The sequence below is a fragment of the Paraburkholderia sp. RL17-368-BIF-A genome (genome assembly GCF_046054045.1).
Lineage (GTDB): Bacteria > Pseudomonadota > Gammaproteobacteria > Burkholderiales > Burkholderiaceae > Paraburkholderia > Paraburkholderia graminis.
The window spans coordinates 550,350-563,894 of record NZ_JARESN010000002.1 but is presented as its reverse complement, the minus strand read 5'-3'; the positions used below and the strand labels follow the sequence as shown (position 1 = coordinate 563,894).

At 63.3% G+C, this 13,545-nt stretch carries 13 protein-coding genes; 7 read left to right on the top strand and 6 right to left on the bottom strand.

Going from position 1 to position 13,545, the window contains the following annotated elements; translation table 11 throughout:
* Positions 1-10: 10 nt before the first annotated feature.
* Positions 11-1,675 (bottom strand): alpha-amylase family protein, encoded by a 1,665-nt coding sequence (locus P0D87_RS05600; protein ID WP_053860702.1) that lies wholly within the window; start codon positions 1,673-1,675, stop codon positions 11-13.
* Positions 1,676-1,723: 48 nt separating this feature from the next.
* On the opposite strand from P0D87_RS05600, the gene P0D87_RS05595 reads away from it, so the two are divergent.
* Positions 1,724-3,298, top strand: a complete 1,575-nt coding sequence (locus P0D87_RS05595) for an alpha-amylase family glycosyl hydrolase (protein ID WP_053859107.1) — start codon at positions 1,724-1,726, stop codon at positions 3,296-3,298.
* 3 nt (positions 3,299-3,301) lie between these two features.
* Here the strand turns inward: P0D87_RS05595 and P0D87_RS05590 are convergent, their stop codons facing one another.
* Both P0D87_RS05590 and P0D87_RS05585 read right to left on the bottom strand, forming a co-directional pair.
* Positions 3,302-5,059 (bottom strand): ATP-binding protein, encoded by a 1,758-nt coding sequence (locus P0D87_RS05590; protein WP_053859108.1) that lies wholly within the window; start codon positions 5,057-5,059, stop codon positions 3,302-3,304.
* 49 nt (positions 5,060-5,108) lie between these two features.
* Positions 5,109-6,251, bottom strand: a complete 1,143-nt coding sequence (locus P0D87_RS05585; RefSeq protein ID WP_053859109.1) for a substrate-binding domain-containing protein — start codon at positions 6,249-6,251, stop codon at positions 5,109-5,111.
* Between the two features lie 316 nt (positions 6,252-6,567).
* Between P0D87_RS05585 and P0D87_RS05580 the strand changes: the two genes are divergently transcribed.
* From P0D87_RS05580 to nosR, 4 genes are all read left to right on the top strand, one after another.
* Positions 6,568-7,983: an ATP-binding protein gene (locus P0D87_RS05580; RefSeq protein WP_006047088.1), complete on the top strand. Its 1,416-nt coding sequence runs from the start codon at positions 6,568-6,570 to the stop codon at positions 7,981-7,983.
* Between the two features lie 9 nt (positions 7,984-7,992).
* Entirely contained in the window at positions 7,993-8,361 is a 369-nt protein-coding gene (locus tag P0D87_RS05575) for a response regulator (RefSeq protein ID WP_053859110.1), read from the top strand.
* A complete protein-coding gene (locus P0D87_RS05570) occupies positions 8,354-8,956 on the top strand; it encodes a chemotaxis protein CheC (protein WP_006047086.1) in 603 nt (200 codons plus the stop codon). The genes P0D87_RS05575 and P0D87_RS05570 overlap by 8 nt, the downstream gene beginning before the upstream one ends.
* Positions 8,957-9,019: 63 nt before the next feature.
* On the top strand, positions 9,020-10,441 hold the full coding sequence (gene nosR, locus P0D87_RS05565) for a response regulator c-di-GMP phosphodiesterase, NosR family (protein ID WP_171799897.1): 1,422 nt from the start codon (positions 9,020-9,022) through the stop codon (positions 10,439-10,441).
* A 25-nt stretch (positions 10,442-10,466) separates the two neighbouring features.
* Here the strand turns inward: nosR and P0D87_RS05560 are convergent, their stop codons facing one another.
* Both P0D87_RS05560 and P0D87_RS05555 read right to left on the bottom strand, forming a co-directional pair.
* Complete coding sequence (locus tag P0D87_RS05560; protein ID WP_053859112.1) at positions 10,467-10,976, bottom strand: hypothetical protein; 510 nt, start codon at positions 10,974-10,976, stop codon at positions 10,467-10,469.
* Complete coding sequence (locus P0D87_RS05555) at positions 10,976-11,284, bottom strand: DUF6566 family protein (protein WP_053859113.1); 309 nt, start codon at positions 11,282-11,284, stop codon at positions 10,976-10,978. Before P0D87_RS05555 ends, P0D87_RS05560 begins: the two co-directional genes overlap by 1 nt.
* Before the next feature lie 116 nt (positions 11,285-11,400).
* On the opposite strand from P0D87_RS05555, the gene P0D87_RS05550 reads away from it, so the two are divergent.
* Positions 11,401-12,309: a DUF72 domain-containing protein gene (locus P0D87_RS05550; protein ID WP_044020189.1), complete on the top strand. Its 909-nt coding sequence runs from the start codon at positions 11,401-11,403 to the stop codon at positions 12,307-12,309.
* A 19-nt stretch (positions 12,310-12,328) separates the two neighbouring features.
* On the opposite strand, the gene P0D87_RS05545 is transcribed toward P0D87_RS05550, so the two are convergent.
* The gene (locus P0D87_RS05545) at positions 12,329-13,003 is read right to left on the bottom strand and encodes a UdgX family uracil-DNA binding protein (RefSeq protein ID WP_053859114.1); all 675 of its coding nucleotides are present in this window, start codon (positions 13,001-13,003) and stop codon (positions 12,329-12,331) included.
* A gap of 246 nt (positions 13,004-13,249) precedes the next feature.
* Between P0D87_RS05545 and P0D87_RS05540 the strand changes: the two genes are divergently transcribed.
* Positions 13,250-13,420: a hypothetical protein gene (locus tag P0D87_RS05540; protein WP_408636740.1), complete on the top strand. Its 171-nt coding sequence runs from the start codon at positions 13,250-13,252 to the stop codon at positions 13,418-13,420.
* Positions 13,421-13,545: the final 125 nt, after the last annotated feature.

Genomic DNA, 13,545 nt, shown 5'->3' with positions numbered 1-13,545 from the left:
ATGCGCGTGCCTAGACCTCGCCGCGCCGTAGCAGATAATCGAGCCCGCCGACCCGAAACCATCGATAGCCATACGGCTCGAGCACGACCGCATGACGGCCGTCGTCCTTCTCCTCGCTGTGATCGTCCGAGAGCAGGTTGATGAGCCGGTTCTGTTCCGGCTCCTTGCAGCCAGAGCGGAATTTCACCGTGCATGCCTGCGCGCCGAAGTTATGCAGGCATATCACCGAGTTGTTGCGCCAGTCGTAGCGAAGCGCGAGCACATCGTTGCGCGAGGTGCGCAGCACGGCGAAGTCGCCCCAACTGATTTCCGGCACTTCGCGGCGCATGCGGATCATGCGTTCCATCCAGTTCAGCAGCGAATTCGGATCGCGCCGCTGCGTCGCGACATTGATGCGCTCGAACCCGTAAGCGCCGCCCGTGATCACGCGGCACGGCGGCTTCGGGTGCTTGGTGAAGCCGCCTTCCGGTTCCGTCGACCATTGCATCGGCGTGCGCGCGCATTCGCGCTCGGGCAGGCGCAGGTCGTCGCCCATGCCGATTTCATCGCCGTAACGGAACACCGGCGTGCCGGGTAACGTCAGCATCAGACTGTAGGCGAGTTCGAGCCGGCGCCGGTCGCCCGCGAGCATCGGCGCAAGCCGGCGACGAATGCCGCGCTCATAGAGCTGCATGTCGGGCTCGGGCGCGAACGCGGCAAACACGGCGTCGCGCTGCTCGGGCGTGAGACGGCCAAGATCGAGCTCGTCGTGATTGCGCAGAAACACGCCCCATTGCGCGGTCGACGGACGCGGCCGCGTTGCCGTCAGCGCTTTCTTCAGCGGCGCGGTATCGCCGGTTGCCAGCGTGTAGAACGTGTGCTGATTGAGCTGGAAATTGAACATCATCTGCAGACGCTCGCCCTGATCGCCGAAATATTCGAGGTCGGTATTGGGCAGCACGTTGGCCTCGGCGAGAATGATCGCATCACCCTGACGCCATTGCAGGAACTCGCGAAACGCGCGCAGCATGTCGTATTGCTCGACGGGCTTCTTGACCTTCGGGCCTTTCGTCGCGATCACGAAGGGCACGGCGTCCATGCGAAAGCCCGACACGCCGAGCTGGATCCAGAAGCCCATGATCTTCAGCAATTCCGCGCGCACGTACGGGTTGGCCGTGTTCAGGTCCGGCTGAAAATCGTAGAAGCGATGGAAATACCAGCGCTTGGCCTGCTTGTCGAACGACCATGTGGACTTCTGCACGCCGGGAAATACCACGCCGTCTTTCGCGTTCGGCGGCTGCCTGTCGGACCAGACATACCAGTCGTGGTACTGCGACTCAGGATCGCTGCGTGCTTCCCTGAACCACGGGTGCTGATCGGACGTGTGATTAATGACCAGGTCGATCATCACGCGCAGGCCGCGCTCGCGGCACGCATGCGTGAACTCGGAGAAGTCGCCGAGCGTGCCGTATTTCGGATCGACGTTGTAGTAGTCGCAGATGTCGTAGCCGTTATCGCGCCCCGGCGAAGGCTGGAAAGGCATCAGCCACACCGTCGTCACGCCGAGCCCCTGCAGGTAGTCGAGGCGGCGCAGAAGGCCCTTGAAGTCGCCGACACCGTCGCCGTTCGCGTCCATGAACGTGCCTACCGAGAGGCAATACACAATCGCGTTCTTGTACCAGAGGTCATTGAGCATGCAACCTGCGCCTTGCGCCATAACAATCGATCGTTGAGAGGACTTGCAATGTCGGAACTGGCATGGTGGCAACGCGGCGTGATCTATCAGATCTATCCGCGCTCGTTTCAGGACAGCAACGGCGACGGCATCGGCGATCTCGCGGGCATGAGCTCGCGTCTGCCGTATCTCGCCGAACTGGGCGTCGATGCAGTGTGGGTGTCTCCGATCTACCCGTCGCCCATGGCCGACTTCGGTTACGACGTCGCGGACTACTGCAACATCGACCCGATGTTCGGCACTCTGGCCGACTTCAAGCAATTCGCGGACCGCGCCCACGGACTCGGCCTGAAGGTGCTGCTCGACTTCGTGCCGAATCATTCGTCGGACCGGCATCCGTGGTTCGAGGAAAGCCGCTCGTCGCGCGACAATCCGAAGCGCGACTGGTATCTGTGGCGCGATCCGGCGCCAGGCGGCGGGCCGCCCAACAACTGGCAGAGCCGCATGGGCGGGTCCGCGTGGGAATGGGACGAGCGTACCGGCCAGTACTACTATCACGCGTTCCTGCGCGAACAGCCGGATCTGAACTGGCGCAACCCGCAGGTGCGCCGCGCGATGGACGACGTGCTGCGGTTCTGGCTGGATCATGGCGTCGACGGCTTTCGTGTCGACGTGCTGTGGCTTCTCATCAAGGACGCGCAGTTCCGCGACAATCCGCCGAATCCCGCCTATGAGCCGGGTCAGCCCGACCATCACCGGCAATTGCACACGTACACCGAAGACCAGCCCGAAGTGCACGACATCGTGCGCTCGATGCGCGCCACGCTCGCCGAATACGGCCAGCGCGTGCTGATCGGCGAGATCTATTTGCCGGTTCCGCAACTCATCCGCTATTACGGCGCGAACGGCGACGGCGCGGACATGCCGTTCAATTTCCAGTTGCTCAACGCAACATGGCATGCCGGCGAAATCGCACGCATGATCCGCGACTACGACACCGCGCTGCCCGAACACGCATGGCCGAACTGGGTGCTCGGCAATCACGACAATCCGCGCGTCGCTTCGCGCGTGGGCCTCGCGCAGGCGCGCGTGGCCGCGGTGCTGCTGCTGACGCTGCGCGGCACGCCGACGCTGTATTACGGCGATGAAATCGGTATGACGGATGGCGTGATTCCGCCGGATCAGGTGCAAGACCCCGCTGAAATCCGCCAGCCTGGCATCGGCCAGGGACGCGATCCCGAGCGCACGCCGATGCAATGGGACACGTCGCTGCCGAATGCCGGTTTTACAACCGGCAGGTCATGGTTACCGGTCGCGAGCGACACGAGCGTGCATATCCAGAACGGCGATCCGTCGAGCATGTTGTCGCTTTATCGCCGGCTGCTTAAATTGCGGCGCAACAATGCGGCGCTCGTGCAAGGCGCGATTGAACACGTCGCCGCTTATGGCGACGTGCTGACTTACGAGCGGCATCATCGCGGCCAGCGTTTGTTTATCGCGCTCAACATGGGCACAGCGGATGCCGAAGTCGAATCTCGTGAGGGCGTGGTGCTGCTCTCCACATTTGCGGGCCGCGACGGCCAGCCGCTTGTACAAGGCGCGAATCGTCTTGCTGCGGGCGAGGCGCTGATCGCGTCGGTGTGATGGCTATTCTGCGCTTGCGGCCAGCGCTTCTTCGGGACTCTTCGGCAGCACCACTCTGAAGGTCGAGCCGTGCCCGACTTCGGAGCGCACCTCGATGCGCCCGCCCTGCTTCCTGACGATGCCATACGAAATCGACAAGCCGAGCCCCGTGCCTGTACCGACCGGTTTAGTCGTGAAAAACGGATCGAAGATGCGGTCGCGATGTTCCGGCTTGATGCCCTGTCCGCTGTCTTCCACTTCGATCCATACGCTCGTTTCGTCGTGACCTGTGCGCACGATGATATGCCCATGCCCTTCGATGGATTGCGCCGCGTTCATCAGCAGATTCATGAAGACCTGGTTGAGTTGCGACGGAATGCATTCGAGCTCGGGAATCGCGCCGAACTCGCGCTTTAACTCAGCCTTGTATTTGAGCTCATTCCAGACGATGTTGATCGTCGTGTCGAGATTGCTCTCGAGATTGGCCCACTGCTTCTCGGCCTTGTCGACGTGCGAAAAGTCCTTCAAGCCCTGCACGATGCGCTTGACTCGCTGCAAGCCTTCCACGGATTCGGATAGCAGCGTCGGAATATCGCTGCGCAGATAGTCGATGTCGATCTCGCGCTTCAGTTCGATGAGCGCGGCCCGCGACTCCGCAATCAGCTCGGCCTCGCTGCGCTCATAAGCGGCGAGCGCGGTCAACAAATCCGCCATATAGCGTTGCAGCGTGCCGAGGTTGGCATTCACAAAGCCAACCGGATTGTTGATCTCATGCGCGACGCCCGCGGCAAGCTGACCAATCGACGCGAGCTTTTCCGACTGCAACAACTGGCTATGTGCTTGCGCAAGCTCGTTGATGAGCGCTTCCTGGCGCGCTTTTTCTTCACGCAGCGCGGCGTACGCATGCGCAAGCTGGCGCCGGTCGTCCTGGAACTGTTCGACCGCGCGCGCCATTTCGCCGATCTCGTCGCGGCCCTTGACGATGCGCGAGACGTGCTGCTCATCGGCAGGGTCGCCGCTGCGCAGATTGCTGCTGACCACTTCGAGGCGCGCGAGCACATGCTTGCCGAGAAACGCATGCGCAACGAGCCACGCAAACAGCAGGCTCACGGCGACGAGGCCGGTAATCCAGCGCTCGTGTCGCGCGGACGTTGCCGCGAGCCGCTGCACGGCCTGCTGAAACTCCTGCGTGCATCGGTCGGATTGAAGCTGCGCCGAGGCGACCATTGCGCTCGCTTGCTGACGCAGGCCGTCGCTGAATCGATCGCGCGATGCGAGGGTTTGCGAATCGGCTCGCGCAGCCGTGCTGTTTTGATCCGCCACGTTAGGCGCATGCGCAATCGCCGCGCTCAACTCGCTCTCGCGCAACTGCGCGACGATGTTCACCGTGTTGCGAAACAACTGGCTCGCCTGATGAAGGTCGAGCACGCTGACGTCGTCGTCATTGGCGGCGGCGAGCCGGTCCGACAGGCGGTCGAATAGTTGCAGTTGCCTGATGATGTCCGCGTAACTCGCACGCATTGCATCGAGCGAACCGGTGCTCGCGAGCCGCGCCGATTCGCGCTCGATCAGCAACGTGTGCTGCACCAGCGTGTCGGCGGCCTGCATGCGCGTGAGTTCGCCGGTGGCGAGCAGGCGCGTCTCGTTGGTCGCCACCCGCAGCGTGTAGACGGCGGTCAGGCCGCTCGTCGCGATCAGGAGCGTGAGCACGACCGTCGCCAGCGTGAACTGCCGGCGCAATGAGCGCGGCAACAGCTTCAGGCGTCTCGCCGCTAGTCGCATGAACTGCGCTCCGGGTGCGTTGTTTTGTTCATCGGCGCGTTCATCGCCTTTATCGCTTCCAGATGCCGCGATACAGGTTGCGATAGCCGTTGCCAGGATCGAACTGCCCTTGCAATCCGCCATCGAACGCGATGTTTGCGGCCGTCACCAGATGCACCGGCGACACATAACCTGTGACCGGCTGATGCGCGAGCAGCCGATTCAATTCGTCGACGAGTTGCCAGCCCTGGAAATTGAGCGGCTCCGCGACCGTGCCGGTCTGGAACGTGCCGGCCTGAATGCGCAGGAAAGCGGCCGCGCTGCCGTCGCCCGCGGACAGCATGCTCAGGCCGCGGCCCATGTTGCCCGCGCGCGTGAGCGCGGGCGCCGCGTAGTCGAAGTAGATGTCGTTGATCGCGAGCGCGTAGTTCCAGCTCTTGCCGTATTGCGCGAGCAGTTCGTCGGTGACCGCGGGCATCTGCTCGGCGCTTTTTGAAATCGCCACGTCGCGCACGGCAAGCAGACGGCAATCGCGGCATGCACGAATCACGTCGAGCATGGCATCCGTCTTGGCTCTTGCGATCTGGAAATTGCCGTCGGTAAACACCACGACGCCCGCGCGCGCGCCTGACTGAATCACCGCGGCCATCGCCGTGAGGCGCGCGACGTCGAGCGGATTGGTCGACACGTTCATCGCGACCGGACTGTTCGTCATTGCGCCTGCAATTGGCCCGACATGCCAGCCGACGAGCGGAATGCGGCGCGCCGCGAACGGCTGTAAGTCCTGCTTCATCTCGCCCGCGTCGACGCCGACGAGGATCGCGCCGTCCGGCTGCAATGCGAGCGCCGCGGCAACGGCCTTGCTGCGGCCTTCGGCGGTTCCGTGCGCATCGTAGACGCGCGTATTCCAACCAATCGCGTTGGCGGCTTCCTTGATGCCTTTCGCGACGCCCAGCACGCCGCCGTTACGCAGATCCTCGCTGATGATCGCGATGCTCGCGCCCGCCACCGCCGGCGGCCCGGACTTCGGGCCGCTCCAATGCGACGCCGGTTCGCTCGCGCTATCCACGGCGCGCTGCATCGCGGCGAGGTCGAGCGCGGTGTCGGCTGTCGCGCGATGAGCGGGCTGCGGCGCGCTCTGTCCGCATACGGGACGCATGCACAGGCCGCAGAGCACGAGCAACGCGGCCGTGAGCCCAAGGCGTGAATGCATGACTTCTCCCGATATGCCGAACGATGCGTCATCGCCGCTCGCTCGATGAATCGGAGCGCGCGCGGCGAGACATTTCTCTTCCTCGTGTTAACGGCGGATTCGCGGCCCGCTTGATACGCCGCGCATTACGGGAAACCCTTGCATTGCGGTTGCGGTTGCGGTTGCGGTTGCGGTTGCGGTTGCGCTTTTGCGCCACGTTGCATGCGCATGGCCCAGGGTAAATACCGCTCCGCGCGCGCCCCTTACGTTCCGTTAATTCATTCATGGCGGCGAAGAGAGCGCCGCATGCTTTGTCTTTTCACGGGCCATTTCTTCGGTGAAAACCAGTCTGTCGGAAGCTATTGTCGAGCGCGTGAACTGCGGCGTCTTCACCGTCGATCGCGAGTTACGCATCCTGACGTGGAATCGCTTCATGCAATCGCATAGCGGGCGTTCGGCCGAATCGGTAGTCGGCCAGAATCTGCTCGACGTGTTTCCCGAATTGCCGCGGCAGTGGCTCAGCAGAAAGATCGAAGGCGTGTTCGTGCTGGGCACGCCGGCTTATTCGTCGTGGGAACATCGGCCGTATCTGTTTCGCTTCGAGCATTCGCGCCCGATCACGGGCACGATCGACGCGATGCGCCAGAACTGCAACTTCATTCCGATCGAGAACAGCCGCGGCGAAGTGGTCGCGGTCGGCGTCGCGATCGTCGATACGACCGACGTGTGCATTGCGTACGGCGAGCTTCAGGACCGCGAGAAGGCGGTCACGAACGCGCTGGCCGAGCTGACCGTGCGCAACCAGCAGCTTACTTCGCTCAACGATGCGCTCGCCCATGCGCATCAGCAATTGCTGCAATCGGAGAAGCTGGCCGCGATCGGCCAACTCGCGGCGGGCGTCGCGCACGAGATCAACAATCCGGTCGGCTTCGTGCTGTCGAACCTGAACACACTCGACGGCTACGTGAAGACGCTGATCCGTTATGCAGCCGACGTTCAACGCATGGTGAGCGAAGCCGCGCCCGCACTGAAGCATGACATCGAGGCGCTCGCGGAACAGGCGGACCTCGACTATCTGCTCGGCGACGCACCGACGCTCGTGCACGAATCGAAGGAAGGACTCGCGCGCGTGCGCACCATCGTGGTCGATCTGCGCGACTTCTCACGCGTGGACAGCACGCAGGTATGGGAACTCGCGGACATTCATCGCTGCATCGAGTCGACGCTGAACATCGTCCATAACGAAGTGAAGTACTGCGCGCATCTCGTGCGCGAATACGCGGAGATTCCATTCGTGCGCTGCATTCCGTCGCAGATCAGCCAGGTCGTGCTCAACCTGGTCGTGAACGCGGCGCAGGCTTACGGCGGCAATCACGAGCAGCACGGCGCGCCGCGCGGCACCATCACCGTGCGCACTGGCATGGATGCGGCCGACCCGTCGCGCGTGTGGTTCGAAGTCGCCGACATGGGCTGCGGCATTCCGCCCGAACTGTTGAAGCGCATTTTCGATCCGTTCTTTACGACGAAACCCGTGGGCCAGGGGACCGGCCTCGGTTTGTCGGTGACCTATGGAATCGTCAACGCGCATCGCGGCACGATCTCCGTGGCGAGCACCATCGGCGAAGGCACCACCTTCCGCGTCACGCTGCCCGTCGACGGAGCGCAGCCTGAAGACAGCAACACCGAAGCGCTCGCGCAAAGCGGTTCGCTCGATGCAATCGCGTTGCCGGCGCAGTCGCCGGCAGCCACATGAGGTAGACCTATGCCATTGCCTGTACTCGTTGTCGACGATTCGACACTCGCCCGCAAACTATTGATCCGCTCGCTGCCCGAGGAATGGGACATCGAGATCACCCAGGCGTCGGACGGCGCGGCCGCGCTCGAGCTGTATCGCGCCGGCAAGGGCGCCGTGATGTTTCTCGATCTGACGATGCCGATCATGAACGGCTTTCAGGTGCTCGAAGCGATCCAGCACGAGGGCCTCGATACGTTTGTGATCGTCGTGTCGGCGGACGTGCAGTGCGGCGCCGTCGAGCGCGCGAAGTCGCTCGGCGCGATCGGCTTCATTTCCAAGCCGGTATCGCCCGAAGCGATCCGGCCGATTCTCGCGGAGTACGGTCTCCATGAATGAACAGTTTCTGAACGAAGACCAGCGCGACGCGTTGCAGGAGATCTGCAACGTCGGCATGGGCAAGGCCGCCGCCGCACTGGCCAAACTGCTGGGCGCTTTCGTCACGCTGTCGGTGCCGAATATCCGCGTCGTCGGCGTCGAGCAATTGCGCGTCGCGCTCGGCGCACAGGACGACAGCGAATTGCGGCCGGTGCGCCAGGCGTTTCAATCCGACATATCCGGCGAGGCGATCGTGCTGGTCGGCAAGGACGGCCAGCGCGAACTGCAACAACTGATGGGTCATGACGTCGGCGAGCCCGACACCGAAGTCGAAGTGTTGTGCGACATCACGAACCTGCTGGTCGGCGCCTGCGTGCAAAGCGTGTTCGAGCAGTTGGGGCGGCACATCTGCTTCTCGCAGCCGACGCTGTTGCCCTGCGCGACGAAGACGCAGGACGGACTGCTGCCCGGCGGACGCTGGGACGTCGCGCTGCTGCTCGAGATTCACTTCACGCTCGAGCAAGGCGGCTTCGGCGCGCGCATGGTGCTGTTGCTGCCCGATGCGGCAATCCGCGGAATGAAGGAAGCGCTCGACCACTTTCTGGAAGCGCTGTAATGCGGGCCGATGCAAAGCGCGCTGTAAAACGCGCTGTTATTTGCGCTAACCACGAGGTTAATCATGGCTGAGCTTCAGGCAACCGGCAATTCCATCGAGCCCGCTCGCGATGAACCGGCGCAGCAAACACTGCCCGCTTCTTTCGATGCCGCTGCGGATGCCGCGCCCGCGCCAGTCCCGACACTGCTGCTCGTCGACGACGAGCCCGGCGTGATCTCGTCGCTCAAACGCCTGCTGCGCCCGCTGAAGTACGAGGTGCTGAGCGCGAACAGCGGCGCCGAAGCGCTCACGCTGCTCGAATCGGCGCGCGTCGACGTGATCATTTCCGACATGCGCATGCCGAACATGGACGGCGCGGAGTTTCTGTCGCGCTCGCGCAGCATGGCGCCCGACGCGATCCGCATTCTGCTGACCGGCTATTCCGAAGTCGATGCGGTCGTGCGCGCGGTCAACGAAGGCCACGTCTATCACTATCTGCACAAGCCGTGGGACGACCAGGATCTGCTGCTCACGATCCAGCGCGCGCTCGAACAGCTCGCGCTGCAACGCAAGACCGAACGGCTCGCCGCGCTGTTGCAGGAGCAGAACGAGAAGCTCTCGTCGTTCAACATGGAACTCGAGCGCGAGGTCGATGCACGCACCGAGGAAATACGTCAGACCGTGATGTTTCTCGAAGGCGCGCAACAAGACCTCAAAAGCAACTTCCTGACGATGGTGAAGGTCTGCGCGAACATGGTCGAAATGCGCTGCGGGCTGCCCGGCCATTCGGCGCGAATCGGCGAGACGGCAAGACAGCTCGGCGCCGCGCTCGGCCTGAGCGACTACGCGTGCAACGAATTGCTGATGGCGGGCTTGCTGCATGGCATCGGCAAACTGTTTCTGCCCGATGCGCTGCTGAAGACGCCTATCGCGAAGCTGCAGCCGCAGGAAGCGAAGCTCTATCAGCTTCATCCATTGCATGGGCAGATGGCGCTCACGCCCGTCTCGCAACTGAGCGGCGTGCAGGCAATGATTCGCCATCAGTATGAACGTTACGACGGACGCGGCACGCCGGATGGCCTGCTCGGCGGCCTGATTCCGCTCGGCGCTCGCGTGCTTGCGCTGGCGCGCGATGCGGAAGATCTGCGCATCGGCGTGATTGCGCCGCAAAAGATGAACGACGCGCAGATCATCTCGACCGTGCGCGCGCAAAGCGGCATTCGCTACGATCCGGCGATTGCGGAGAAGTACATCGAGTTGCTGATGAAGCACGCGGAATTGACGCCGGAAGGCGTGCCCGACCGCGTCGACGCATCGCATCTGAAGGAAGGCATGAAGCTCGCCGACGATCTGCGCACGTCGCGCGGCACGCTGCTGATGACCAAGGGCAAGGTGCTGTCCGCCGAGCAGGTCACTCAGATTCGCCGCTATGAAATCCACGAGGGCGAGCCGTTCGTGATTCTGGTCGAGCGCGCGGCGGAGGTGCGGAAGGCGGAAGTGGCGTGAGCGGGTCCGATGAGGTCACGTCAGCTCATCCGTTGCCATTGCTGTTGCTGTTGCCGTTGCCGTTGCCGCGGCACAGCGCGGCGGCCGCGAAACCTGCTGCGAGCGCCGCATACACGTAGAACATCGAGCGCTTCGTCAGATGCGCTTCAAAGCCGGGCGTGAGACGGCGCGGCACCATGTGATAGTCGACGGTATAAGCGACGGCCGCAGTCGTAACCGCACTCGCCGCGATGTCCGCGACACCGGCGCGGCGTTTTACATGGCACTGCCAGCGGTCCAGTAATCCTTCGAACAGCACGCCCCAAAAAATCGCCGACGCCTGATGGATCGCGAGACCCGTCAGCGTGAAGCGCGCGCTCGGACCCGTTTCGCTGAACGCGCGGCGCGGCCACAAGCAATGCGTGACGGCGTTGAGCGGCGCGTACGGCGTGCTGCCGTCGGCGCGCGCTCGCGCGGCGGCGGCGACGGCTGCGGCGCTGCCCGCTGCGGTGCCGGACACCGTCGCGCGGCACACGAGATTGGCGAGACGGTTCATCAGTTGCCTCCCGATCCGTGCGCTGAATCTTCGAGACCGTGACCGGCCTTGCTTCGCTCGACCAGATAGCAGCCGCGTTCGACGCCATCGCGTAACGCCTCGGCATGCGTCGTCCATTCCGGTGTGACCGGTTCGACGTCGGGCAGCGCGAACGGCTTGCCGTCCACGGACGCGTCGATTCGCGCGACCCACGCGCCCCGATCGTTCTGCTTCGCACTGACGACGATATCCACGCCGCGATGCGTCACGCGCATCGTGCCGCCGCTTTGCGTCTCGAGGTCCGTGCTGCGGAAATCCGTGCCTGCCATGCGTGCCTCCAATGCATCGTCCGATACGCGGATGCAGCAACGTGCGTGCCCTGCGATGGCACGGCCATTGCTGCGCCCCAGGTTCAGAGACAGACGTCAGACATTTGGGCATCGACGTGAAAAGCACATCCGGCGAGATTCATATCGGCATTTCAGGCTGGCGCTACAAAGGGTGGCGCGGGACGTTCTATCCGAAGGGCCTGAAGCAGGACAGCGAGTTGCAGTACGCATCGGGCCTCATGCAGACGATCGAAATCAACGGTACGCACTACAGCCTGCAATCGCTCGACAGTTGGCTGCACTGGTACGCCGAAACGCCGCCCGGTTTTGTTTTCAGCGTGAAAGGCGCGCGCTATCTGACGCACCTTCTGCGCTTTCGCGACGAGACGGCCACCGTCGCGTGTGCGAATTTTTTCGCGCAGGGACTGCTCGCGCTGAAGGACAAGCTCGGGCCGATACTGTGGCAATTTCCACCGTCGTTGCGTTTCGATCCCGAGCACATGGAGCGCTTCCTGAGCCTGCTGCCGCGCGATACCGAAGCGGCGCTCGCGCTCGCGCAACAGCACGATCAGCGCGTGAAGACGCCGTATGTCGAGATCGACCGCAAACGCAAATTGCGTCACGCGATTGAAGTGCGTCACGACAGTTTCGTCGACCCCGCGTTCGTGAAGCTGCTGCGTCGTCACAAGGTCGCGCTCGTCGTGTCGGATTCGACTGAAGCATGGCCGCAGTTCGAGGATCTCAGCGCGGGCTTCGTCTACATCCGTCTGCACGGCACCGAGACCAAGTATTCGGGAGAGTACTCCGATGCGGCGCTCGAACGATGGGCGCGCAGAATCGAATCGTGGAGCCAGGGTTCGCAGCCCGCCGACGCACGTCTCGCCGCGCCGGCCCTGCAGCCGCCTCGCGCGCAAACGCGCGACGTGTACTGCTATTTCGACAACGATGCAAAAACCAACGCACCGTTCGACGCGCAACGATTGATGGAGCGCCTCGGGCTGCACGCGCAGCAAGCGGCGGCGTGAGAGCACGCCACGCCCGCTTCTATTTGCGCCGCTGCGCGAGTTTCTTCGCGTCCTGCAGCGCGGCGACGATCGCCGCATACGCGCGATGACGCGTCTCGGGATCGGGCGCACGCAAGGCGAACGAAGGATGATACGTCGCGACCACGAGCCGGTCGCCATGTTCGATGACCTTGCCGATCGCGTCCTGCAAGCGCGACTTCGGATCTTCGAGCACGGCCTTCAGCGCGGTCGCGCCCAAGGCGACGATCACGTGAGCGCCGACGCTCTCTAGTTCCTGATCGAGCCAGTAGCGGCACGCGTCCACCTCGCGTTGCCCCGGCGTTTTATGCATGCGGCGCTTGCCGCGCGGCGTCCATTTGAAATGCTTGACCGCGTTGGTCACATAGACTTCCTTGCGACCGACGCCGGCTTCGACGAGCGCGTCGTCGAGCAACGCGCCGGCTGGGCCGACAAACGGCAAGCCTTGCAGATCTTCCTTGTCGCCCGGCTGCTCGCCGACCATCATGATCGGCGCGCGGCGTGGACCGGCGCCCGGCACGCCTTGGGTCGCGTTGGCCCAGAGCGGACAGCGGCGGCAATCGTCGAGTGTCGCGGGATGCTGGTCGGGATCGACCTCGGGCGCGGCCGGCTCTTCGCCTTCCGAGGATGATGGGCGCTTGGGTGTGCGCTTCGGTGTGCGCTTCGTGGTAACCATAGTTCGTCGCGTTGCGCTGCTCGCTTCGCGTTTTTTGCATGGGGCGGATATGCACGCGAAGCAAGCAAGCCGCGTTCCGACGATTGGCCACGCACTGCATCACGAAGCCAGGCGCGCAATGTGCTTGGGAATAAGCCTGCCGATGGCCCTTGCATTAGCGGCGTCATAGGCAACCATCGGAGCGCACGGTAAATTTTTCACGGCAGGCAACCGGCGCCATGAGCCGACAACAGAAGGAGAAAAACGATGACCCTGCTTATCTACCTGGTCGGATGGATCATTTTCATCGGCGGCGTCGCGTGGGGATTGATGGCGCTGCACGCCGCGCAGCACATCATCGCGATCGTGGCCGTGATTCTGTTCGGCATCGCGGTCATCACCGGTGCGACGCGAGCGCGCAATCGGGATCGGTCGTGACAGGAGTGGACTTGCGCACGCGTCCACAGCGCGTGCCATCCATGCACGCACAAAATCCATTCCTCTCTCCCTGCTAAGAATCAGCGAAATCCTTCGTTGCTCCGCGCTCGCCGTATGTCTTACCG